Source organism: Jiangella anatolica (assembly GCF_003236295.1).
Lineage (GTDB): Bacteria > Actinomycetota > Actinomycetes > Jiangellales > Jiangellaceae > Jiangella > Jiangella anatolica.
The window spans coordinates 1-20131 of sequence record NZ_POTW01000115.1 but is presented as its reverse complement, the minus strand read 5'-3'; the positions used below and the strand labels follow the sequence as shown (position 1 = coordinate 20131).

The following is a 20131-nucleotide window of genomic DNA, read 5'->3' as shown; positions in this document are numbered from 1 at the left end:
CATCACCACCGCCCAGATCGCCACCGCCTGACCAGCCCACCAGCACCGGACCCCGACAAGCCGACAACCCAAGAACCACCAACCCGAACCACACCGGTCAGCTACAACCACAAAGAGCAACAGGCTCTATCGGTGGTTGGATCATTGATGATCATGGGAGACACGGACGTAGGGTCGGGGCATGCGTGGGCGCGACGTAGTGCTGGCGGCGCTGGTCGCGGCGGTCGTGGTGACGGGCTGCGGGTCCGGCTCCGGCGACGACGACCTCCCGGCGGCGGGCAGCCCGCCGGCGAGCCCGACGCGGACGCAGTCACCTACCCCGACGCCGACCCCGACGCCCACGCCGCCGCCCCGACCGATCACGCTGGCCTTCGCCGGCGACGTGCACTTCGAGGGCGAGCTGAGGCCGCGGCTGGACGACCCGGCGACGGCGCTCGCGCCGATCGCCCCGCAGCTGAGCGCCGCCGACCTCACCATCGTCAACCTCGAGTCGTCGGTCGGCACCAGCGGCGATCCGGAGCCGGGCAAGGAGTTCACGTTCCAGGCGCCGCCGACGGCGCTCACCGCGCTGCAGGCCGCCGGCGTCGACGTCGCGACGATGGCGAACAACCACGGCATGGACTTCGGCCCCGAGGGCCTGGCCGACACGTTGGCCGCCCGCACAACCGTCCCCGGCCTGGACGTCGTCGGTGTCGGCGCGAACATCGACGAGGCGTTCGCCCCGGCCATCCGCGAGATCGACGGCACGACGGTCGCCGTCATCGGGGCGAGCGTGCCCGACGACCCGGTCGGCGACCCGACGGGCCACTGGGCCGCCACCGCCACCACCGCCGGCGTCGCGACGGCGCTGGACCCGGCGGCGCTGCTGGCGGCTGTCGCGGCGGCCAAGTCGCAGGCCGACGTCGTCGTGGTCTACCTGCACTGGGGCAACCAGGGCGAGGGCTGCCCGAGCGAGTCGCAGCGCTCACTCGCGTCCGCGCTGGCGGCCGACGCGGACATCGTCGTCGGCGCACACACGCACCAGCTGCAGGGCAGCGGGCTGGCCCCGGTGGGCGAGGCCTACGTGGCCTACGGCCTGGGCAACTTCGTCTGGTACACCCAGCGGAGCGAGATCACGACCGTGACCGGCGTGCTCACCCTCACCGTCGAGAACGGGGCGGTGACGGCGGACGACTGGGCGCCCGCGCGGATCGGCGACGACGGACTGCCGGCGTTCGCGACGGGCGGCCGGGCCGACGAGATGATCGCCGGCCAGGCCGCCCTGCGCGAGTGCACCGACCTCAGGCCGCTGCCCTGAACCGGCGCAGCCGCAGGCTGTTCGACACGACGAAGACCGACGAGAAGGCCATCGCCGCGCCCGCCAGCATCGGGTTGAGCAGCCCGGCCGCGGCCAGCGGCAGCGCCGCGACGTTGTAGCCGAACGCCCAGAACAGGTTGCCCTTGATGGTCGAGAGGGTCCGCCGGGCCAGCCGGATCGCGTCGGCCGCCGCGTTCAGGTCACCGCGGACCAGCGTGAGGTCCGACGCCTCGATCGCGACGTCGGTGCCGGTGCCCATCGCCAGGCCGAGGTCGGCCTGGGTCAGCGCGGCCGCGTCGTTGACGCCGTCGCCGACCATCGCGACGACCTTGCCCTCGGACTGCAGACGCTTCACGACGTCGACCTTGTCGGCCGGCAGCACCTCCGCGATGACCTCGCCGATGCCGACCTCGCGAGCGACGGAGCGGGCCGTCGCCTCGTTGTCGCCGGTGAGCAGGATCGGCGTCAGCCCCAGCCCGCGCAGCCGCGCGATCGCGGCGGCGGACGTCGGCTTCACGGCGTCGGCGACCACCAGCACACCGCGGGCGGCGCCGTCCCACGCGACGGCGACGGCGGTGCGGCCCGCGCCCTCGGCTCGCTCCATCGCGACGACCAGCGACGGCGGCAGCACGACCGACCAGTCGGCCAGCAGCCGCGGCCGCCCGGCCAGCAGACCGCGCCCGTCGACGACGCCCTGGACGCCCAGCCCCTCGACGTTGCGGAACCCCTCGACGGCGGGCAGCGCGCCCAGCCGCGACCGGGCGCCGTCGGCGACGGCCCGGGCGATCGGGTGCTCGGAGGCGTCCTCCAGCGCGCCGGCCAGCCGGAGCACCTCGTCCTCGGACTCGCCCTCGGCGGTGACGACCTCGACCAGCGTCATCGTGCCGGTGGTGACCGTGCCGGTCTTGTCCAGCACGACGGTGTCGACGCGGCGGGTGGACTCCAGCACCTGCGGGCCCTTGATGATGATGCCCAGCTGCGCACCGCGGCCGGTGCCGACCAGCAGCGCCGTCGGCGTGGCGAGGCCGAGCGCGCACGGGCAGGCGATGATCAGCACCGCGACCCCGGCCGCGAACGCCGCCGCGGCCCCGCCGCCGGTGCCCAGCCAGAAGCCCAGCGTGGCGACGGCGAGCCCGATGACGATCGGCACGAAGATGCCGGAGACGCGGTCGGCCAGGCGCTGGACCTCGGCCTTGCCGTTCTGCGCGTCCTCGACCAGCTTGGCCAGCTGGGCGAGCTGGGTGTCGGCGCCGACCCGGGTCGCCCGCACGACCAAGCGGCCGTGCGCGTTGACGGTGGCGCCGGCGACGTCGTCGCCCGCGGACACCTCGACCGGCACCGACTCGCCGGTCAGCATCGACCGGTCGACCGCCGACGCGCCCTCGGTGACGACGCCGTCGGTGGCGATCTTCTCCCCCGGGCGGACGACGAACAGGTCGCCCACCGCGAGGTCCGCCGCCGGGATGCGCCGCTCGACGCCGTCACGCAGGACGGAGACCTCCTTGGCGCCGAGCTCCAGCAGCGCACGCAGCGCCGCGCCGGCCCGCCGCTTGGACCGTGCCTCGAAGTAGCGGCCGGCCAGGATGAACGTCGTCACCCCGGCGGCGACCTCCAGATAGATGTCGCCGGCGCCGCCGCCGCGGGAGATGGTGAGCTCGAACGGGTGCGTCATGCCGGGCATGCCGGCGGTGCCCCAGAACAGCGCGTACACCGACCAGCCGAGCGCGGCCAGCGTGCCCATCGAGATGAGCGTGTCCATCGTCGCGGCGCCGTGCCGCAGGTTGGTCCAAGCCGCCTGGTGGAACGGGAACCCCGCACCCAGCACGACCGGCGCGGCCAGCGTCAGCGACAGCCACTGCCAGTAGTCGAACTGCCAGGCCGGGACCATCGCCAGCACGATCACGGGCACGCTGAGCACGGCGGACAGGATCAGCCGGTCGCGCAGCGTGCGCACGGGGTCGGCGGCCGCCTCGGCCTGCGGTTCCGGCTGCGGCACCCGCGCCGTGTAGCCGGCGGACTCGACCGCCTCGATCAGCTGCGCGGTGCCGACGTCGCCGGCGACGCTGATGCGCGCCTTCTCCGTCGCGTAGTTGACGGTCGCGGTGACGCCGTCGAGCTTGTTCAGCTTCTTCTCGACGCGCATCGCGCAGGACGCGCAGGTCATGCCACCGATGTCGAGGTCGACGGTGCTCATGAGTGCGCCTCCTCCGCGGTGACGGTGAACTCGGCGGTGCGGACGACGCCGTCGTGCTCGAAGTCGAAGAACAGCCGGTAGTCGGCCGCCGACGCGGCGGTGGCGAAGAACGAGACGTCCGGTCCGGGCGGCGTGACGCCGTCGCCGGGCTCGCCCTCGGGGTGGACGTGCAGGTAGGCGAGGTCGCCGTCGCGCAGCGCCACCAGGTGGCCGTAGGCGCCGAGGTACGGGTCCAGGTCGGTGACCGGGACGCCGTCGCGGCTGACCGACAGCGTCAGCTTCGACTCGACCCCGGCGTCCAGGTGCCCGTCGAGGGTGACGGTGTACCCGTCGACCTCCGCGGTCGTGCTCGGGGCGGGCAGCGCGGCCGGCTGGTAGTCGCCCGGGACGGACAGGTCCGTGCCGAGCGTCAGCGCCTCGCCGCCGGTGGAGAAGTCGGCGAACAGCTTCCAGTCGCCGGACGTGAGGTCCAGCGGCGCGGACCAGGTGCCGTCGGCGGCCCGGACCGGGTGGACGTGCTGATAGCCGGTGAGGTCGCGGCGGACCGCGATGAGGTGCAGCTCCTGCTCGTGCTCGACGTCGTACTCGGTGACGGGCCCGTCGGGGCCCTCGATCGTGAACGACACCGGCCGGTCCGGCCCGGCCGGCAGCGTGTCGGCCGTCAGCGCGAACGTGTAGCCGCGGTCGGAGACCATCAGGCCGCCGGGCAGGTGCTCGCCGCCGCTCTCCTCCGCGTGGCCGCCGGCCTCGCCCTCGGCTGCGGTGTCACCGTGACCGTCCATGCCGGACTCCTCCTCCGCATGGGCCGCGGCGGGCGCGGCCTCGTCCTCCCCGATCGGGCCGACGATGCGGCCGGCCCCTGCTGCCAGGCCGAACGCGCCGGCAAGGCACAGCGCGTAGACACCGAGCTTGGCCGGCGCGTTCATGGCACTACCTCCGTTGACGTGGGGATCAGGCGAGCTGGTAGCCGGCCTCTTCGACCGCGGCCTTGACGTCGTCGTCGCGCAGCGGCGCGGCGCTGGTGACGCCGACGTTGCCGGTGGCGAGGTCGACCTCGACGCCGCTGACGCCGTCGAGGCGGCCGATCTCGGCGCGGACCGAGCCGGCGCAGTGGTCGCAGGTCATGCCGACGACGGTGTAGGTGGAGGTGGTCATGGCGGAGCCTTCCCTAGTGCCTGTACGGAGAGGTGGTGCGAGTCAGGACCGGACCAGCCGGGCGATGGCGTCGGAGGCCTCCTTGACCTTCGCGTCGGCCTCAGGGCCGCCCTGGCGGGCCGCCTCGACGACGCAATGGGCCAGGTGCTCCTCGAGCAGCCCGAGGGCCACCGACTCCAGTGCCTTGGTCATGGCCGAGACCTGCGTGAGGATGTCGATGCAGTACTTCTCCTCGTCCACCATCCGCTGCAGCCCCCGCGCCTGACCCTCGATGCGGGTGAGCCGCTTGAGGTAGTCGTCCTTGCGGTGGATGTAGCCGTGGTGGCCGTGGTCCTCGGCGGGTGTCTCGGTCATGTGTCCTCCTCGCGTCGACGCCGTTCCGTCCCGTTAACGGTACCCCGGTGCGGTATCAGCGCCTGCATCCATTCATACATTACCCCCCTAGGGTATGTCCAGCGGTTTGAAGGAAAGTTCTGGCGACGGTGTCGAATCGGGGCGATGGTGTTCGTGGAAGGGGTGAGCGGCCGCCCGGCCGCACTGAGGAGAGAGATCATGACCGCGACCTACACCTTCGACGTCTTCTCCAGCCTGGACGGCTACGGCTCGCTCGTCCCCGGCGCCGACTGGGGCGGCTACTGGGGGAAGCAAGGCCCAGAGCTGCTCGAGCACCGTTTCGCCCTGTTCGCCGAGCCGCAGCGGATGGTCTTCGGCGCCACGACTCATCGGCAGTTCGCCCAGATGCTGGCCGAGAGCACCGAGGAGTCCGAGGTCCGCGACCCGTGGGTCACCCGGATGCGGAACGCCCCGGCGACGATCGTGTCGTCGACGCTGCGCGAACCGCTGGACTGGCCGGACGCGACCGTCGTGAGCGGCGACGCCGTCGACATCGTCGCCCGGCTGAAGGAGGGGTCCGACGTGCCGTTGCGCTCCCACGGCAGCCTGTCGCTGAACTGGGCGCTGCTGGCCGCCGGCCTCGTGGACCGCGTCCAGGTGACGATCTTCCCGGTGATCACCGGGAAGTCCGGTGCGGACCCGATCTTCGGCGGCGCCGCCGACTTCGACCTCGAGCTGCTCGAGACCCGGACGCTCGACGGCCGCACCCAGGAGCTCGTCTACCGGCCCACGCTGCACTGACGGGCGCGTGACAGACTGTTCGCCCGTGCACCGTGTCGTCCTTCTCGCCGGCCCGTCGGGCAGCGGCAAGTCCCGGCTGGCCCGCGAGAGCGGGCTGCCGGTGCTCAACCTCGACCACTTCTACCGCGACGGCGACGACCCGGGCATGCCGCGCCACCCGGATCTCGGGATCATCGACTGGGACGACCCGCGCGCGTGGGACGCCGAGCGCGCCGTCGAGACCCTGGTCCAGCTGTGCCGCACCGGCAGCGCGCAGGTCCCGGTCTACGACATCGCGCACGACCGCACCGTCGGCGCCGAGCCGTTCAGCGTCGGCGCCGCGCCGGTGTTCGTCGCCGAGGGCCTGTTCGCCGCCGACATCGTCGACGCGTGCAAGGCCCGCGGCATCCTGGCCGACGCGATCGTGCTGCACCGCAGGCCGTGGAAGAACTTCCTGCGCCGGCTGGTCCGCGACCTCGCCGAGCATCGCAAGCCGCCGCTGACGCTCCTGCGCCGGGGCCGGCAGCTGATGCGCGCCGAGCGCGAGATCGTCGAGCGGCAGCGTGCGCTCGGCGCCCGGCCGGCCTCGGCGCAGGACGTCCGCCAGGCCCTCAGGGATGCCGCCGGTACGACCTCCGGGATGCCCTGACCTGCGGTCTCCGGGTCGGACCATCCCGGAGACGGACCTCGCCGGGGCGCCCGCGGATCTACCGTTGAGACATGAGCACAAGCAGCTACTACCCCGAGGCCCGCGGTGGGCTGGTCCGCCCGACCGGCAACCGCATGATCGCCGGCGTCTGCGCCGGGCTGGCCCGGCGGTTCGGCATGAAGACCCGCACCGTGCGGATCATCTTCCTGCTGTCCTGCCTGCTGCCCGGCCCGCAGATCCTGGTCTACCTGGCGCTCTGGCTGATCATGCCGAGTGAGGACTGACCCCGGCCGACCGGACGCGGTCGAACGCCCGGCGCGCCCCCAGCGCGGCGTAGCCGGGCTTGACCACGTCGTTGATCAGCGCGAGCCGCTGGTCGAACGGGATGAACGCGCTCTTCAAGGCGTTCACCGTGAACCACTCGAAGTCCGCCAGGTCGTAGTCGAAGGCCTCGGCGAGCAGGGCGAACTCGCGGGACATCGACGTCCCGCTCATCAGCCGGTTGTCGGTGTTGACGGTGACCCGGAACCGCAGCCGGGCCAGCAGGCCGATCGGGTGCTCGGCGATCGAGCCCGCGGCGCCGGTCTGGATGTTCGACGACGGGCACAGCTCCAGCGGGATCCGCTTGTCGCGGACGTACGCCGCGAGGCGCCCCAGCGTCACCGCACCGTCCGGCGCCACCTCGACGTCGTCGATGATGCGCACGCCGTGGCCGAGGCGGTCCGCGCCGCACCACTGGATCGCCTCCCAGATCGACGGCAGCCCGAACGCCTCGCCGGCGTGGATGGTGAAGTGGGCGTTCTCGCGGCGCAGGTACTCGAACGCGTCGAGGTGGCGGGTGGGCGGGAAGCCGGCCTCGGCGCCGGCGATGTCGAAGCCGACGACGCCGGCCTCGCGGTTCTCGACCGCGAGCTCGGCGATCTCGTGCGACCGCGCGGCGTGCCGCATCGCCGTCAGCAGCGTCGCGACGCGGACCGGCCGGCCCGCCGTCGCCGCCCGCGACTCGCCCAGCCGGAACCCCTCCTCGACGGCCGCGACGACCTCCGCCAGCGACAGGCCGCCCTTCAGGTGCTGCTCGGGCGCGTACCGCACCTCGGCGTAGACGACGCCGTCGGCGGCGAGGTCCTCGGCGCACTCGGCGGCCACCCGGACCAGCGCGTCGCGGGTCTGCATGACCGCGACGGTGTGCTCGAACGTCGTCAGGTACCGCTCCAGCGAGCCGGAGTCGGCGGCGTCGACGAACCACTGCCGCAGGCTGTTCTCGTCGCCGGCCGGCAGCTCGTGCCCGATCTCTCCGGCCAGCTCGAGGACGGTGGCCGGCCGCAGCCCGCCGTCGAGGTGGTCGTGCAGCAGCACCTTCGGCGCGGCCAGGATCTCGGCGTCGGTCGGTCGCATGCTCCGACGCTACTCCCGGCGAGCGCGGCGCGCCGAGCCACCGCCGGCGCCGTCGTGCGGGTAGAACAGTGCCGTGCCCGAGCACATCGCGACGCTGCCCACCAGCCGGGACGCCGCCGCGTCGCGCCGTGGCCGGAACCTGCGCCGGGTCGGCATCGTCCTGATGTGCCTGCTCGTCGTGACCGCGCTCACCGGGCTGCTCGGCCCGCGCGCAGACGTCACGTCCGCGGCCGGCGGTGGCTACGAGCTCACCGTCAGGCACGCCCAGATCACCCGTCCGAGCATCCCCATGCCGCTGGAGATCACCGTGCGGCGCGACGGCGGGTTCGACGGGCCGGTGACGCTGTCGATCAGCAAGGAGCTGCTGGACCGCGCCGACTTCAACGACTGGTACCCCAACCCCGACGGTGAGACCTCCGGCCCGGAGCGCCTCGAGTACGAGTTCGCGCCGCCGGCGGGTGAGGTGCTGCACGTCATGCTCGACGCCCGGACGGCGCCCGGGCAGCTGCCCAGCTCGCAGCGGTACGCCGTCGCCGTCGTGGACCAGGACGTGGTGCTGGTGGAGACCGACTTCCGGATGACGGTGCTGCCCTGATGGACATCGTCATCCGCGCCGCGATCGTCTTCGTCCTGCTGTGGGTCGTGCTGCGCGTCTCGGGCCGGAGGCAGGTCAGCCAGCTCACGGCGTTCGACCTGATCCTGCTCGTCACCCTCGGCGACCTGATCAGCCAGACGGTCCTCCAGGAGGACCTGTCGCTGACCGGCGGCGCCCTCGCGGTCGTGACGTTCGCCCTGCTGTCGATCCTGCTGTCCTGGCTGAGCTGGCGGTTCCGGCGCAGCCGCCGGCTGCTGGAGGGCGAGCCGACCATCCTGATCAAGGACGGCAAGGTCGACGACGAGGTGCTGCGCTACGAACGGCTGCCGATCCAGGACATCCTCGAGGCCGCCCGCGAGCACGGCGTCCGCGACCTCACCGAGATCGACCTCATGATCCTGGAGCCCGACGGCGCGTTCTCGGTGTTCACGCGGTCCGGCCGCCAGGACGAGGAGGAGCAGCCGAACAAGGGCACACCGGCCACGTGACGCGCCGGGCCGGCCGCTGCCCGTGCTCACCTTCGCGATATAGCCTCTCCGAGTGGTTCGCAGCGTCTACGTGGCATCGGTGACGGGTGAGACCGGGAAGTCGACGGTCGCGCTCGGCGCGCTGGAGGCGCTCACCCGCAGGCTGGGCCGCGTCGGCGTGTTCCGGCCGGTCGTGCGGTCCGGCGCTCAGCCCGACTACGTGCTGGAACTCCTGCTGGAGCACGACGGCGTCGACCTGCCGTACGACGTGTGCGCGGGGGTCACGTACGAGGACGTGCACGCCGACCCGGACGCCGCGATGAGCACGATCCTGAGCCGGTACCGCGCGGTGGCGGCGCAGTGCGAGGCCGTCGTGATCGTCGGCAGCGACTACACCGACGTCGACAGCCCGACCGAGTTCTCGTTCAACGCGCGGGTGGCGGCCAACCTCGGTGCGCCGGTCGTGCTGGTGCTCAACGGCCACGACCGGTCGCCGGCCGATCTGCGCGCCGTCGCCGAGATGGCGGTGGCCGAGCTGACGGCCAACTACGGCACGCTCGCGGCGCTGGTCGCGAACCGGGTGCCGCCGTCCTCTCTGGACGCCGCCCGGTCGGCGCTGGGCGACTTCGGGCCGGCGTTCGCGCTGCCGGAGGAGCCGCTGCTGTCCGCGCCGACGATGGGCGACCTGCTCGCGGCCGCCGGCGGCGCCCTGTTCCGCGGCGACGCGTCCCGGCTGGGCCGCGAGGTCGGCGGGCTCGTCGTCGCCGGGATGACGCTGCCGCACGTGCTCGACCGGCTGTTCGACGACGCCGTCGTCATCACCCCGGCCGACCGCAGCGACGTGCTGCTCGGTGTGCTGGCGGCGCAGGCGGCGAAGACGTTCCCCACGCTGGCCGGGGTGGTGCTCAACGGCGGCTTCGAGCTGCCGCCGCAGATCGTCCGGCTGATGGACGGCCTCGACGTCGGCCTGCCGATCGTCACCGCCCCCGGCGACACGTTCGCGACCGCGACCACGCTGGCCGCCGTTCGGGGCCGGCTGACCTACGACGCGACCCGCAAGGTGCAGACCGCGCTGGCGCTGTTCGATCGCCACGTCGACTCCGGCGACCTGCTCGACCGCCTCGACGTCACCCGCAGCGACGCCGTCACGCCGCTGATGTTCGAGCACGATCTCGTGGACCGGGCGCGTGCCGCGCCGCGGCACATCGTCCTCCCCGAGGGCATCGAGGAGCGGATCCTGCGCGCCGCCGACACCGTGCTGCGGCGCGGCATCGCGGACCTGACTCTGCTCGGCCCGCCCGCCGAGGTCACCGCCGCCGCCGACCGCCTGGGCGTCGACATCGGCGCCGCCGAGATCGTCGACCCGCGCGAGAGCGAGCTGCGCGGCCGGTTCGCGCACGAGTACGCCCGGCTGCGCGCCCATCGCGGCGTCACCCAGGAGGCCGCCTGGGACCAGGTCGCGGACGTCTCCTATTTCGGGACGATGATGGTGCAGCTCGGGCTCGCCGACGGCATGGTCTCCGGCGCCGCGCACACGACGGCGCACACGATCCGGCCGGCGTTCGAGGTGATCAAGACGCTGCCCGGGGTCTCGATCGTGTCCAGCGTGTTCTTCATGTGCCTGCGCGACCGCGTCCTCGTCTACGGCGACTGCGCGGTCAACCCCGACCCGACGGCCGAACAGCTGGCCGACATCGCGATCTCCTCGGCGCAGACGGCGGCGCAGTTCGGCGTGGCGCCGCGGATCGCGATGCTGTCCTACTCGACGGGGTCGTCGGGCTCCGGCTCCGACGTCGACAAGGTGCGGGCCGCGACGTCACTGGTCCGCGAGCGCCGTCCCGACCTCGAGGTCGAGGGCCCCATCCAGTACGACGCCGCCGTCGACGCCAGCGTGGCCAAGGCCAAGCTGCCCGGCAGCGAGGTGGCGGGCCGGGCGACGGTGTTCGTGTTCCCGGACCTCAACACCGGCAACAACACCTACAAGGCGGTCCAGCGCAGCGCCGGCGCCGTCGCCGTCGGGCCGGTGCTGCAGGGGTTGCGCAAGCCGGTGAACGACCTGTCCCGCGGCGCCCTCGTCCGCGACATCGTCAACACGATCGCGATCACCGCCATCCAGGCGCAGTCGGCGGCGGCGGCGTGAGCACCCTAGCGGCGCGCCAGCTCGATCACCTCCGCCAGCTGCGTCCTCGCCACCTCGACGTCCGGGCGGGGGAACATGCCGATGCTGCGCACCCCGGTGTCCTCCAGCGCCTGCAGGTGCGCGGCCGCGTCGTCGAGGGTCCCGACCGGCGCCAGCTCCGTCCACCACTCCGCGGGCATGGTCACCAGCCCGTCCACCCCCTTGTCCGCATGCCGCGCGGCGAGGTCGTCGTAGAACGGCAGCGCCTTCACCGTGGCCCGCGGCCGGCTGAGCTGGTCGGCCAGCCACGGCGCCATCGTGCGGTACGCCTCGGTGCGGTCCTTGCGCACGCAGACCACGCCGAACACGGCGACGTGGAAGTCGGGGTCGCCGGGGGCGCGGCCGGCCTGCTCCAGCGCCCGGCGCACGTACGACGGACTGGCCGGCTCGGCCAGCACCACGCCGCCGGCGACCCGGCCCGCCAGCGCCAGCGACTTCGGCCCGTACACGCCGGCCAGCAGCGGCGGCGGGTCGGCGGGCGGCTGCTCGAGCCGAACGGCGTCGAGGTCGACGTAGTGGCCGTGGCTGGTCACCTCGTCGCCGGCGAGCAGCCGCGTCACCGCGACCATGACCTCCTCGAGCGCGGTCAGCGGCGACAACGGCCGCACGCCCATCTGCGCCATCCACGCCTGCACCCCGTGGCCGACGCCGGGCAGCACCCGGCCCGGCCCGAGCCCGCACAGCGTCGCGATCTCCATGGCCGTCACCGGCGCCGTGCGCGCGACCGCCGGCAGGATCCCCACGCCCACCGTCAGCTGCTCGGTGACCGTCAGCGCGGCCGCCGCCAGGCTCGGGCCGGCGGTGAAGAAGCAGTCCTCGATGACCCAGAGCTGCTGGGCGCCGCCCGCTTCGAGCGCGCGGGCGGCCTCGGTCACGAAGGCGGGCGGGAAGGATCGGTCGAAGCTCATTCCGACCTGCAGGCGGTTGGTCATGGGCGCACAGTAACCGCACCCTCCGACAGGAACGGACTCCCCCGATGACCGTCCTCGTGCTCAACTGCGGATCGTCGTCCATCAAGTACCAACTGATCGATCCGGCCGGCCCGGCGCGCCTCGCGAAGGGCCTCGTCGAGCGGATCGGCGAGGCGGACGGCGTCCCGGACCACGCGACGGCGCTGCGCCGCGTCGTCGACGAGCTCGAGGAGGCGTGCGGCCCGCTCGACGAACTGGGGCTGGCCGCCGTCGGGCACCGGATCGTGCACGGCGGCGACCGCTTCGCCGAGCCCACCCTCGTCGACGACGACGTCGAGCGGGCGATCGAGGAGCTGGCGCCGCTCGCGCCGCTGCACAACCCGCCGGGGCTGACGGCGTTGCGGCTGGCCCGGCGGGAGCTGCCCGACGTCCCGCACGTCGCCGTCTTCGACACCGCGTTCCACCAGACGCTGTCGCCCGTCGCGTACACGTACGCCCTGGACCGTGACCTCGCCGAGCGGTTCGGCGTGCGCCGCTACGGCTTCCACGGCACGTCGGTGTCCTACGTCAGCCGCGAGGCGGCCCGGCTGCTGGACCGCGACCCGGCCGATACGAACCTCGTCGTCCTGCACCTGGGCAACGGCGCGTCGGCGACGGCCGTGCGCGGCGGCCGCTCCGTCGACACGTCGATGGGGCTGACGCCGCTGGAGGGCCTGGTCATGGGCACCCGGACCGGCGACATCGACCCCGGCGCGCTGTTCTACCTGCACCGCGAGGCCGGCCTGTCCGTCGACGAGCTCGACGGGCTGCTCAACCGCCGCAGCGGGCTGCTCGGCCTGGCCGGCGCGAACGACCTGCGCGAGGTGCACCGGCTGGCCAAGGCCGGCGACGCCGCCGCGCAGCTGGCGCGCGAGCTGTACTGCTACCGGATCCGGCACTACGTCGGCGCCTACCTCGCGGTTCTCGGCCGGGCGGACGCGATCGTCTTCACCGCCGGCGTCGGCGAGAACGACTCGTGGGTGCGCTCGCACTCGCTCGGCGGGCTGCGTCACCTCGGCGTCGAGGTCGACCACGTCCGCAACTCCTTCGCCAGCAGCCGCGCCCAGGTGATCTCGCCGGACGAGGCCAAGGTCGCCGTCCTGGTCGTCCCGACCGACGAGGAGCTGGAGATCGCCCGCCAGGCGGCGGAACTCGTCACCGGGGCTTGACCGGCAACCCTCCGGCGTGGCGGAGTGTCTTCCTAGTGACACCGTTCTCCCGGAAGGACCATCGATGCCCCGGATCACCCGCCGTGTCGCATTACGCGCCGGCCTGCTCACGACCGTCGCCGCGCTCTCCCTGACCCCCGTCACCACCGCATCCGCCGACGACGCCGGCCGTGCAGCGTCCGATCTGCCGCCGATCTTCTCCGCCGACGTCGCCACGTACAACCTCTACCTCGGCGCCACGCTCGACCCCCTGTTCACCGCGACCACGCCGGAGGAGCTGGTCCGGCTGGCCGGCGAGGTCTACGCCGGCGTCGAGGCCACGAACTTCCCCGAGCGGGCCGGCGCGATCGCCGACCAGATCGCCGAGCACGATCCCGAGGTCGTCGGGCTGCAGGAGGTCGCGCTGTGGGAGAAGGGCCCGCTCGGCGGGCAGCTGCAGGTCACGTACGACTTCCTCGACCTGCTGCTGGACGAGCTCGCCGAGCGCGGCCATCCCTACCGCGCCGTCGCGACGAACTGGAACTTCGACGGAACGCTGCCGATCTCGGCGGCGGAACAGGCACGGTTCCGCGACCGCGACGTGATCATCGTCCGCGCCGACCTGCCCCGGCCGCTGCTGCAGGTGACGAACCCGCAGTCGGGGACGTACGCGGCGGTGCTGCAGATCCCGACGGCGATCCCGGGCGTCACGTTCGAGTCGCCGCGCGGCTGGTCCACCGTCGACGTGCGGCTGCTCGGCGCCCGGTTCCGGTTCGCCAACACGCACCTCGAGGCGTCCGGTCCGGCGGCGATCCGCAACGCCCAGGCAGCCGAGCTGGCCGGGTTGCTGGACGCGTCTCCGCTACGCACGGTGCTGGTGGGCGACCTCAACTCGCGGCCGAATGACGTGGCCGGGGCGTACGGCATCCTGACCGGCGCCGGGTTCGCCGACGCCTGGCTCGCCACCGGCGGCGACCCCGCCACCGGCTTCACCGCCGGGCAGACCGCCACGCTCCTGGACGAGAACCGGTTGCGCAGCCGCATCGACTACGTGCTGACGGGTGACGGCATCCGCCCGCTGTCGGCCGAGGTGATCGGCGACGAGGAGGCGGACCGCTCGCAGCCGACCGGCTTCTGGCCGTCCGACCACGCCGGCGTGGTGGCGACGCTCCGCTTCACCCGCTGAGCCCGCCCATCCCCCGGGCCACCGCATCCGCCGTCAGCGTCAGGGCTTGCGGCGGATGCGGTAGCGCAACACCAGGAACGGCAGTCCGAACAGCGAGAACGCATGGTCGGCCCGCAACTCGCCGTCATCGGCCCAGACCTGGAGCTCCTCGCCGAACCCGGGCGCCGTGAGCGTCGTCAGCTCACCGGTGTCCGGGTCCACGACGGTGAGATAGTGCCCGGCGTCGGCGCGGGTGCCGCGGCTGGTCAGCGTCAGCCCGCCGCCCGGTCGCAGCCGCGGCTCCAGCGTCGCGGTGAAGCTGCCGCCGGGGAGCGGGAAGCCGACGCTGACGTAGCCGCGGCCGTCGCGCCGGTAGGTCGTGTAGATGCCGACGTAGATCGGCTCGTCGTCGTCGGCGTAGGAGCGGATCCAGCCGCGCAGCCGGGTTCCGTCCGCCTGGTCGATCGTGTCGATGCGGCTGACGACGCCGCGCAGCGCCTGCCGCTGGTTCATCGGGACGTTGGCCTGGCCGAGCGGCCGGGCCAGCGCCGTCTGGTAGAGCAGGTAGCCCGGCCGCACCCACGTCCGCCACTCCGGCACGATGTCGAGCGCGAACCGGGTCGTGTGCTCGTAGAACTCGCGCACCAGCGGGTCGACGGCGGCCGGGTAGAAGTCGCCGCCGACCAGCTCGTCCAGCGACTCGACGATGCCCGTCTCGGCGGCGTCGCGGGTGTAGGCGCCGCCGAGGTGCGTCGCGAGGTCGCGGACGAAGCCGGTGCCCACGTAACGGCCGCGCGCCGCCAGCGGCACGACGAACGGCAGGTCGGCCGGGGCCGCGCGCTCGGCCAGCAGCGACACCTGCGGGTCGCGGAACAGCGCCGCCGCGGCGATCCGGTAGGCGACGACGGCGGCAGCGGCGGCCCGCGCCGGGGTGCTGCCGGCGACGGCCGGGCGTACCGCGAGCCCGGCGGCGGGGCCGAGCAGCACCTTCTGCGGACGGATGCCGAGCCCGCCGGCCACGGCGCCGGCCACGACGGCGATCCGGCCCGGCGGCTGCCGCGTCAGCGCGCCGGTCGCCCAGCCCAGCGGCGCTGCGACGGCGCCGCTGGCCAGGATGCGGTGCGGCAGCGCCGGGATCTCGTCCGGCCGCTGCCGGCGCCGGGCCACGTACTCCGACGCCGCGAGGACGGCGGCACCGGCGAGCGCCCCGAGGCCCACCGCACGCGGGCCCCGTCCGGCGCCGAGCGCCGCGCCGCCGAGCGCGCCCAGCACCGCGGCTGTCGACACCTGCTCGGTCAGCTTCGTCACGTTGACCCCTCCGTCGTTGACGCCGCCATTCTCGCGCGCCGATAGTGAGGCATGGCGATCAGGATGGGTGCACTCATCGGCGACGCGCTGCCGCGGCTGCGGTTCGAGCCGTCCCCCAAGCGGGTCCGCGCTGTCACCGGCGGCGAGACCTGGGCGGACACCACAGCCGCCATGGTCGTCTGGGAACCGGGCCGGCTGGTCCCGTCGTACGCCGTCCCCGCGACCGACCTCGACGCCGAGCTGGAGCCGGTCGGTCCCGCGGCCGAGGCGCCCGACCCGGCGGCGCACGTCGACCCGCGCTCGCCGTTCTCGGTCCACACGACCGCCGGTGAGCCGGTGTCGCCGCGCCGCGGATCGGTGCGGCTCGACGGCGCCGGGTTCCGGCCCGCCGATCCCGACCTCGCCGGCTACGTCGTCCTCGACTGGTCGGCGTTCGACCAGTGGTTCGAGGAGGACGACGAGATCTTCGGACACCCGCGCGACCCGTTCCACCGCATCGACGTGCGGTCCACCGGCCGGCACGTCGTGGTGTCCGTCGACGGCGTCGTGCTGGCCGACACCACGCGCTCGAAGCTGCTGTTCGAGACGCAGGTGACGCCGCGCACGTACATCCCGCGCGAGGACGTGCGCATGGAGCTGCTGGTGCCCAGCGACTCGCACAGCACGTGCGCCTACAAGGGGCCGGCGCAGTACTGGTCGGTGCGGGTGAACGGCCAGCTGCACCGGAATCTCGCCTGGAGCATCGTCGAACCGCTGTCCGACGGCGTCGAGGTGAAGGACCGCATCGCCTTCTTCGACGAGAAGGTCGACGTCACGGTCGACGGCAAGCCCCTGCCGCGCCCGGTGTCGCCGTGGTAGTCCACCTCAGCGCGACTCGAGGACGTCCAGGTCGCGCTCGGCGTAGAGCCGGTGCTGCCACTCCTCGTTGAGCAGGGTCAGCAGGCACTCGCGGACCGGGTAGGCGCGTGACGGCGGCCAGCCCGGCCCGGCGGCCGGCGTGGTGTCCGCGGCCAGGCCGGCCTCCGTCAGCCCGGCGAGGACGGTCCGGACGACGGCCCGCCGGTCGCGGACGAGGTCGAGCACCTCGTCCAGCGACGGCCTGGCGGCGCGGTCCCACGGGACGCCGGGGTAGGCGGGCATGGTGTCCCACGGCAGCGCGAGCCGATGCCAGGGCGCCGGCTCGCCGAGGATCGCCCGCCGCACCCACGAGTCGGTCACGAACACCAGGTGCCGCAACGTCTCGATGAACGACCACTCGCCGTCCACCGACTCGTGCAGCAGCGCCGGGTCCAGCCGGCGAGCCCGCGCGACCGTGCCGTCCCAGAGGCGTTCCAGCAGGTCGTAGGCGTCGCGGAAGCCGGCGGGATCGGCCGGGCGCATCCGGGCCCGGTCGGGTTCGCGCCGGTCCAGCTCCGCCTCGACCAGGGGCGCCACCTCGACGCCGTTGATCCGGAGTCCGCTGATGTCGCCGTCGATCTCGGTCTCGAACAGCTCCGCGCCGCGCAGCACGGCCCGGTAGAAGTTGACGTTGCGGAACCGTGCGCCGGCGAGGTTCACGCCCTCGAACCGCGCGCCGCTCAGGTCGTCCCCGATGAACTCCGCCATGCCCGGTACCGTAGCGGCGGTTCCGGACGATCCGCGTCCGGAACGTCGCCGCTCAGAAGATGCGCCGCCAGCCCCACGGCCGGTCGCCGGACTGCCCGCGCAGGCAGGCGATCCGCCGCTCGGCCTCGGTCCGTGCCGCGCCGCTGCGGCCCGCGTGCTGCAGCATGTACGAGCAGGCCCGCAACTCCCGGATGTCCCGCAGCGTCTCGTACCCCGCCCAGGCCGTGACGTCGTGCCCGTAGGCGGCGCAGAACTCGGCGTACCCGGCGGCGTCGAGCGTGCCGAACGACGTCAGACGCACGGCGGTGGAGACCAGGTCCCATTCCGGCGGGCCGACGGAGAACCGCTCCAGGTCCAGCAGCCAGACGGTGCCGGCACCGTCGATCGCGGCGTTCCCGGGCCACGCGTCGCCGTGGAGGACGGACGCGTCGAGGCCGGGTGGCAGCTCGGCCAGCCGGGCCTCGAGGTCGGTAAGGTACCCGAGCAACCACGCGCGGTCGGCCGCGGACACCGTCGGCGCCGTCTCGATCCGGTCGCGGACCCGCACGAACGGCGCCAGCTCGGGCAGCGCGAACTCGCCTGGTGGATCCAGCGCGTGCAGCCGTCGCAGGACGCCGGCCAGCTGCGGGTCCGCCGCCTCGTGGTGGGGCGGCAGCGACCGCCAGAACGTCACCGGCACGCCGTCGACGTCGACCGGCTGGTCCACGCCGGGAAGGGTGCGGACGGCGGGCAGCCCGGACCGTTCCAGCCAGCGGGCGACCCGGACCTCGGTGCGCGCCGCCCCGGCCTGGCCGATGCGGCCGACGCGGGCGATCACGTCGCCGGGCAGCCGGTAGACGGAGTTCTCGGCGTGCCGGATCAGCCTGGCCGGCGCCGCGTCGAGCCCGGCGCGGCGGCAGGCGTGGTGCAGGACGCGATGGGTGTCGTCGGCCGTCACGACGCCAATGCGGTGGTGAGCCGGTCGCGCAGCTCGGCAACCTCGGGGACGCCGGCGTGCCGGCCGGCGTAGGCGCGCAGCTCGGCGAGGTCCATCGCGGCCCGGCGGGAGTGCAGCCGTCCGGCGTCGGCGACGGCGGCCATGCCGATGCCGGCCGCCTCGTCCGGGTCGCCGACCGCCATCGTCAGCGACGCGAGCTTGGTCTGCGACATCGCGCGGGAGCGGACGTAGCCGGCGGTGTGGCCTTCGATGGCGGTGCGCAGCCGGACGGCGGCCTCGGTGCGGTGCCCGTCGACGGTGAGGTCGAACAGCGCGTGGCCGGTGTCGCCGGCGTGCTGAGCGGCGTCGTAGTACGCCATCCACGGCGGGTCGCCGGCCGCGTCGCTGTGCGCGAACGCCTCGTCGGCCTGGCCGACGGCGCGCATGGTGTCCTGGTAGCGGCCGAGCTTGGCCAGCGCGCGTGCGCGGGCGGTGTGCAGCATCGCCTGCTCCGTCGCCGTCAACCGGTCACTGCGCACCAGCGCCAGCTCCGCGTACGTCAGGCCGAGGTCGGGCTCGCCGCGCCAGATCTCCTGCCGGGCCATCGACGAGAGCACCTTTGCGCGCAGGTGCCAGCTGCCGACCTCCTCGGAGCAGGCCAGCGCGAACTTGAAGATCTGCCGCGCGTCGTCGTACGCGCACGAGTCGAAGGCCATGTGCGCCGTCGCATGGCCGAGCAGCCCGACCGCCTCGTGCAGCTCGACGCGCACCTCCGGCGTCGCCTGGGCGCCCAGCAGCTGGCCGAACCAGCGCAGCTGGGCGTTCGCGGCCTCGCGTACGCCGGCGCCGCCGTGGCTGTGCCCCCAGCTGACCAGCAGGTCGGCAGCACCCCTGACCTGCTCGATCTCACTGCGGCCGACCCGCTTCGGCGCGTCGCTGGGCCGCAGCGGAGCCAGCAGATCGAGCAGCGTGGACGGCGACGCCAGCAGGCCGCCGACGCCCACGAACGCGGCGCGGAGGAACTCCTGCCGCTTCACGTCCGCGTCACCGCCCACCGTCCCGGCGACCGGGGCGCTCTGGAGACGTCGAGTGTTGACGAAGCCGAGGTCGCGGTCCGACGTCGCGCCGAGGATGACGCGCAGAGCGTCGCGGTAGGCGGCCTGCGGCCAGCGGATGATGCCGCGCTCGAGCTTGCCGATGTAGTTGTCGTCCAGCTCGTGCAGCCGGCCGGTGCGGTCGAAGAGGTGGGCGTTGACGCGGTCGGCCAGCTCCTGGCGGGACATCGCCGCTCCCGGCACATCGGCCGACGGCGTGCTCTCGCGGGCCAGGCGGAGGTGCTCGTTCGGTTCGCGCACGATGTCTCCACGTACGTGGGGAGGAACATAATCGCATTCTCGGCGTATTGCTGGCAGGTGCTCCGGAGAATCCCGAACCATCCCTACTCGCCTCCCCCCGATGATCCCACCTCGATACCCTACTGATCACCCAATTCCGGCGAAATGATCGAAACACGAGTCATGGCCGGTGCCTTTCTCCCGATTCGACACCGCTCATGGAAGCCGTGACTTGAGGCGGGTTGCCGGGCAGACCACCCCGAGCCCGGCAACCCGCCGCGACTTCCGGTTCGAAGGGCTTGAGGCCGATGCTGCATCGCGACACGGAGTACGTCCTGACCTGGAACGCCGCCGATCACGCCTGGGAGGCGCGGCCGATCCGCCGCGAGGGACGGCGCATCGTCCCGCTCGGGCCGGACGGCGCGGCCGGACGGCTGCCGGCGGTCTTTCCAGGCACGGCCGGCGACTGAGACCGAGGGTGATTCGCCCGATTTGTTCTCTCTGCGAGCGGGAGACAATCACACCGATGCAATTCACTCGCGGACGGGAATGATCCGATTGTCCAGTCATCCGTTCGGCTGATGTCTTGATCGGATGTTCGGGGCGGGGACATTCCGCCGTTCGTTTCTCACAGCCCGCACGACGGGGATCACGGGGACGG

The 20131-nt window shown here is 73.3% G+C and carries 21 protein-coding genes; 11 read left to right on the top strand and 10 right to left on the bottom strand.

The features are described from left to right. Nucleotides 1–181 precede the first annotated feature (181 nt). On the top strand, nucleotides 182–1297 hold the full coding sequence (locus C1I92_RS29290; RefSeq protein WP_146605328.1) for a CapA family protein: 1116 nt from the start codon (nucleotides 182–184) through the stop codon (nucleotides 1295–1297). Here the strand turns inward: C1I92_RS29290 and C1I92_RS29285 are convergent. The 4 genes from C1I92_RS29285 to C1I92_RS29270 are packed head-to-tail and all read right to left on the bottom strand — an operon-like array spanning nucleotide 1281 to nucleotide 5000. Then, a complete protein-coding gene (locus tag C1I92_RS29285) occupies nucleotides 1281–3491 on the bottom strand; it encodes a heavy metal translocating P-type ATPase (protein ID WP_111258170.1) in 2211 nt (736 codons plus the stop codon). The genes C1I92_RS29290 and C1I92_RS29285 overlap by 17 nt on opposite strands. Continuing rightward, the gene (locus C1I92_RS29280) at nucleotides 3488–4417 is read right to left on the bottom strand and encodes a DUF8832 domain-containing protein (protein ID WP_111258169.1); all 930 of its coding nucleotides are present in this window, start codon (nucleotides 4415–4417) and stop codon (nucleotides 3488–3490) included. The genes C1I92_RS29285 and C1I92_RS29280 overlap by 4 nt, the downstream gene beginning before the upstream one ends. A gap of 25 nt (nucleotides 4418–4442) precedes the next feature. Next, the gene (locus C1I92_RS29275; RefSeq protein WP_111258168.1) at nucleotides 4443–4646 is read right to left on the bottom strand and encodes a heavy-metal-associated domain-containing protein; all 204 of its coding nucleotides are present in this window, start codon (nucleotides 4644–4646) and stop codon (nucleotides 4443–4445) included. Between the two features lie 42 nt (nucleotides 4647–4688). After that, entirely contained in the window at nucleotides 4689–5000 is a 312-nt protein-coding gene (locus C1I92_RS29270; protein WP_111258167.1) for a metal-sensitive transcriptional regulator, read from the bottom strand. Nucleotides 5001–5198: 198 nt separating this feature from the next. On the opposite strand from C1I92_RS29270, the gene C1I92_RS29265 reads away from it, so the two are divergent. The 3 genes from C1I92_RS29265 to C1I92_RS29255 all read left to right on the top strand — a co-directional run bounded on the left by C1I92_RS29265 (nucleotide 5199) and on the right by C1I92_RS29255 (nucleotide 6692). Then, on the top strand, nucleotides 5199–5780 hold the full coding sequence (locus tag C1I92_RS29265) for a dihydrofolate reductase family protein (protein WP_111258166.1): 582 nt from the start codon (nucleotides 5199–5201) through the stop codon (nucleotides 5778–5780). A gap of 25 nt (nucleotides 5781–5805) precedes the next feature. Further along, complete coding sequence (locus C1I92_RS29260; RefSeq protein ID WP_199521708.1) at nucleotides 5806–6408, top strand: uridine kinase family protein; 603 nt, start codon at nucleotides 5806–5808, stop codon at nucleotides 6406–6408. A 71-nt stretch (nucleotides 6409–6479) separates the two neighbouring features. Beyond that, nucleotides 6480–6692 carry a PspC domain-containing protein gene (locus C1I92_RS29255; RefSeq protein WP_111258164.1) on the top strand — a complete coding sequence of 71 codons (213 nt, stop codon included), beginning with the start codon at nucleotides 6480–6482 and terminating at the stop codon, nucleotides 6690–6692. Here C1I92_RS29255 and C1I92_RS29250 read toward each other — a convergent pair. Further along, complete coding sequence (locus C1I92_RS29250; RefSeq protein WP_111258163.1) at nucleotides 6673–7803, bottom strand: adenosine deaminase; 1131 nt, start codon at nucleotides 7801–7803, stop codon at nucleotides 6673–6675. The genes C1I92_RS29255 and C1I92_RS29250 overlap by 20 nt on opposite strands. Nucleotides 7804–7876: 73 nt before the next feature. Here C1I92_RS29250 and C1I92_RS29245 point away from each other — a divergent pair, with 73 nt between their 5' ends. Genes C1I92_RS29245 through pta form a run of 3 tightly spaced genes read left to right on the top strand, consistent with a single transcriptional unit; the run spans nucleotide 7877 to nucleotide 11005 of the window. Then, nucleotides 7877–8398 (top strand): hypothetical protein, encoded by a 522-nt coding sequence (locus tag C1I92_RS29245; RefSeq protein ID WP_111258162.1) that lies wholly within the window; start codon nucleotides 7877–7879, stop codon nucleotides 8396–8398. After that, nucleotides 8398–8886 (top strand): DUF421 domain-containing protein, encoded by a 489-nt coding sequence (locus C1I92_RS29240; RefSeq protein ID WP_111258161.1) that lies wholly within the window; start codon nucleotides 8398–8400, stop codon nucleotides 8884–8886. Before C1I92_RS29245 ends, C1I92_RS29240 begins: the two co-directional genes overlap by 1 nt. A 52-nt stretch (nucleotides 8887–8938) precedes the next feature. Further along, nucleotides 8939–11005, top strand: coding sequence for a phosphate acetyltransferase (gene pta / locus C1I92_RS29235; RefSeq protein WP_111258160.1), 2067 nt, complete (start codon nucleotides 8939–8941; stop codon nucleotides 11003–11005). A 5-nt stretch (nucleotides 11006–11010) separates the two neighbouring features. Here the strand turns inward: pta and C1I92_RS29230 are convergent, their stop codons facing one another. Further along, the gene (locus C1I92_RS29230) at nucleotides 11011–11976 is read right to left on the bottom strand and encodes an LLM class flavin-dependent oxidoreductase (RefSeq protein WP_111258159.1); all 966 of its coding nucleotides are present in this window, start codon (nucleotides 11974–11976) and stop codon (nucleotides 11011–11013) included. 44 nt (nucleotides 11977–12020) lie between these two features. Between C1I92_RS29230 and C1I92_RS29225 the strand changes: the two genes are divergently transcribed. Both C1I92_RS29225 and C1I92_RS29220 read left to right on the top strand, forming a co-directional pair. Then, nucleotides 12021–13163: an acetate/propionate family kinase gene (locus tag C1I92_RS29225; protein ID WP_111258158.1), complete on the top strand. Its 1143-nt coding sequence runs from the start codon at nucleotides 12021–12023 to the stop codon at nucleotides 13161–13163. 64 nt (nucleotides 13164–13227) lie between these two features. Further along, nucleotides 13228–14328: an endonuclease/exonuclease/phosphatase family protein gene (locus C1I92_RS29220; RefSeq protein WP_111258157.1), complete on the top strand. Its 1101-nt coding sequence runs from the start codon at nucleotides 13228–13230 to the stop codon at nucleotides 14326–14328. A 39-nt stretch (nucleotides 14329–14367) separates the two neighbouring features. Here C1I92_RS29220 and C1I92_RS29215 read toward each other — a convergent pair whose 3' ends face one another. Continuing rightward, nucleotides 14368–15615 carry a hypothetical protein gene (locus C1I92_RS29215; protein ID WP_111258156.1) on the bottom strand — a complete coding sequence of 416 codons (1248 nt, stop codon included), beginning with the start codon at nucleotides 15613–15615 and terminating at the stop codon, nucleotides 14368–14370. Nucleotides 15616–15678: 63 nt separating this feature from the next. Here C1I92_RS29215 and C1I92_RS29210 point away from each other — a divergent pair, with 63 nt between their 5' ends. Continuing rightward, on the top strand, nucleotides 15679–16473 hold the full coding sequence (locus C1I92_RS29210; protein ID WP_199521707.1) for a DUF427 domain-containing protein: 795 nt from the start codon (nucleotides 15679–15681) through the stop codon (nucleotides 16471–16473). 6 nt (nucleotides 16474–16479) lie between these two features. Here C1I92_RS29210 and C1I92_RS29205 read toward each other — a convergent pair whose 3' ends face one another. Genes C1I92_RS29205 through C1I92_RS29195 form a run of 3 tightly spaced genes read right to left on the bottom strand, consistent with a single transcriptional unit; the run spans nucleotide 16480 to nucleotide 19491 of the window. Then, entirely contained in the window at nucleotides 16480–17220 is a 741-nt protein-coding gene (locus C1I92_RS29205) for a DinB family protein (RefSeq protein ID WP_111258154.1), read from the bottom strand. Between the two features lie 52 nt (nucleotides 17221–17272). Further along, nucleotides 17273–18157 (bottom strand): phosphotransferase enzyme family protein, encoded by an 885-nt coding sequence (locus C1I92_RS29200; protein WP_111258153.1) that lies wholly within the window; start codon nucleotides 18155–18157, stop codon nucleotides 17273–17275. Further along, complete coding sequence (locus C1I92_RS29195; protein WP_199521706.1) at nucleotides 18154–19491, bottom strand: NsdA family TPR-like regulatory protein; 1338 nt, start codon at nucleotides 19489–19491, stop codon at nucleotides 18154–18156. The genes C1I92_RS29200 and C1I92_RS29195 overlap by 4 nt, the downstream gene beginning before the upstream one ends. Nucleotides 19492–19778: 287 nt before the next feature. Here C1I92_RS29195 and C1I92_RS34095 point away from each other — a divergent pair, with 287 nt between their 5' ends. Further along, nucleotides 19779–19940 (top strand): hypothetical protein, encoded by a 162-nt coding sequence (locus tag C1I92_RS34095; protein WP_158564326.1) that lies wholly within the window; start codon nucleotides 19779–19781, stop codon nucleotides 19938–19940. Nucleotides 19941–20131 lie beyond the last annotated feature (191 nt).

Coding starts and splice junctions, on each gene's coding strand:
- C1I92_RS29290 (WP_146605328.1), top strand. CDS start 182: ATGCGTGGGCGCGACGTAGTGCTGGCGGCGCTGGTCGCGGCGGTCGTG.
- C1I92_RS29285 (WP_111258170.1), bottom strand. CDS start 3,491: ATGAGCACCGTCGACCTCGACATCGGTGGCATGACCTGCGCGTCCTGC.
- C1I92_RS29280 (WP_111258169.1), bottom strand. CDS start 4,417: ATGAACGCGCCGGCCAAGCTCGGTGTCTACGCGCTGTGCCTTGCCGGC.
- C1I92_RS29275 (WP_111258168.1), bottom strand. CDS start 4,646: ATGACCACCTCCACCTACACCGTCGTCGGCATGACCTGCGACCACTGC.
- C1I92_RS29270 (WP_111258167.1), bottom strand. CDS start 5,000: ATGACCGAGACACCCGCCGAGGACCACGGCCACCACGGCTACATCCAC.
- C1I92_RS29265 (WP_111258166.1), top strand. CDS start 5,199: ATGACCGCGACCTACACCTTCGACGTCTTCTCCAGCCTGGACGGCTAC.
- C1I92_RS29255 (WP_111258164.1), top strand. CDS start 6,480: ATGAGCACAAGCAGCTACTACCCCGAGGCCCGCGGTGGGCTGGTCCGC.
- C1I92_RS29250 (WP_111258163.1), bottom strand. CDS start 7,803: ATGCGACCGACCGACGCCGAGATCCTGGCCGCGCCGAAGGTGCTGCTG.
- C1I92_RS29240 (WP_111258161.1), top strand. CDS start 8,398: ATGGACATCGTCATCCGCGCCGCGATCGTCTTCGTCCTGCTGTGGGTC.
- C1I92_RS29230 (WP_111258159.1), bottom strand. CDS start 11,976: ATGACCAACCGCCTGCAGGTCGGAATGAGCTTCGACCGATCCTTCCCG.
- C1I92_RS29225 (WP_111258158.1), top strand. CDS start 12,021: ATGACCGTCCTCGTGCTCAACTGCGGATCGTCGTCCATCAAGTACCAA.
- C1I92_RS29220 (WP_111258157.1), top strand. CDS start 13,228: ATGCCCCGGATCACCCGCCGTGTCGCATTACGCGCCGGCCTGCTCACG.
- C1I92_RS29210 (WP_199521707.1), top strand. CDS start 15,679: ATGGGTGCACTCATCGGCGACGCGCTGCCGCGGCTGCGGTTCGAGCCG.
- C1I92_RS29205 (WP_111258154.1), bottom strand. CDS start 17,220: ATGGCGGAGTTCATCGGGGACGACCTGAGCGGCGCGCGGTTCGAGGGC.
- C1I92_RS34095 (WP_158564326.1), top strand. CDS start 19,779: ATGCTGCATCGCGACACGGAGTACGTCCTGACCTGGAACGCCGCCGAT.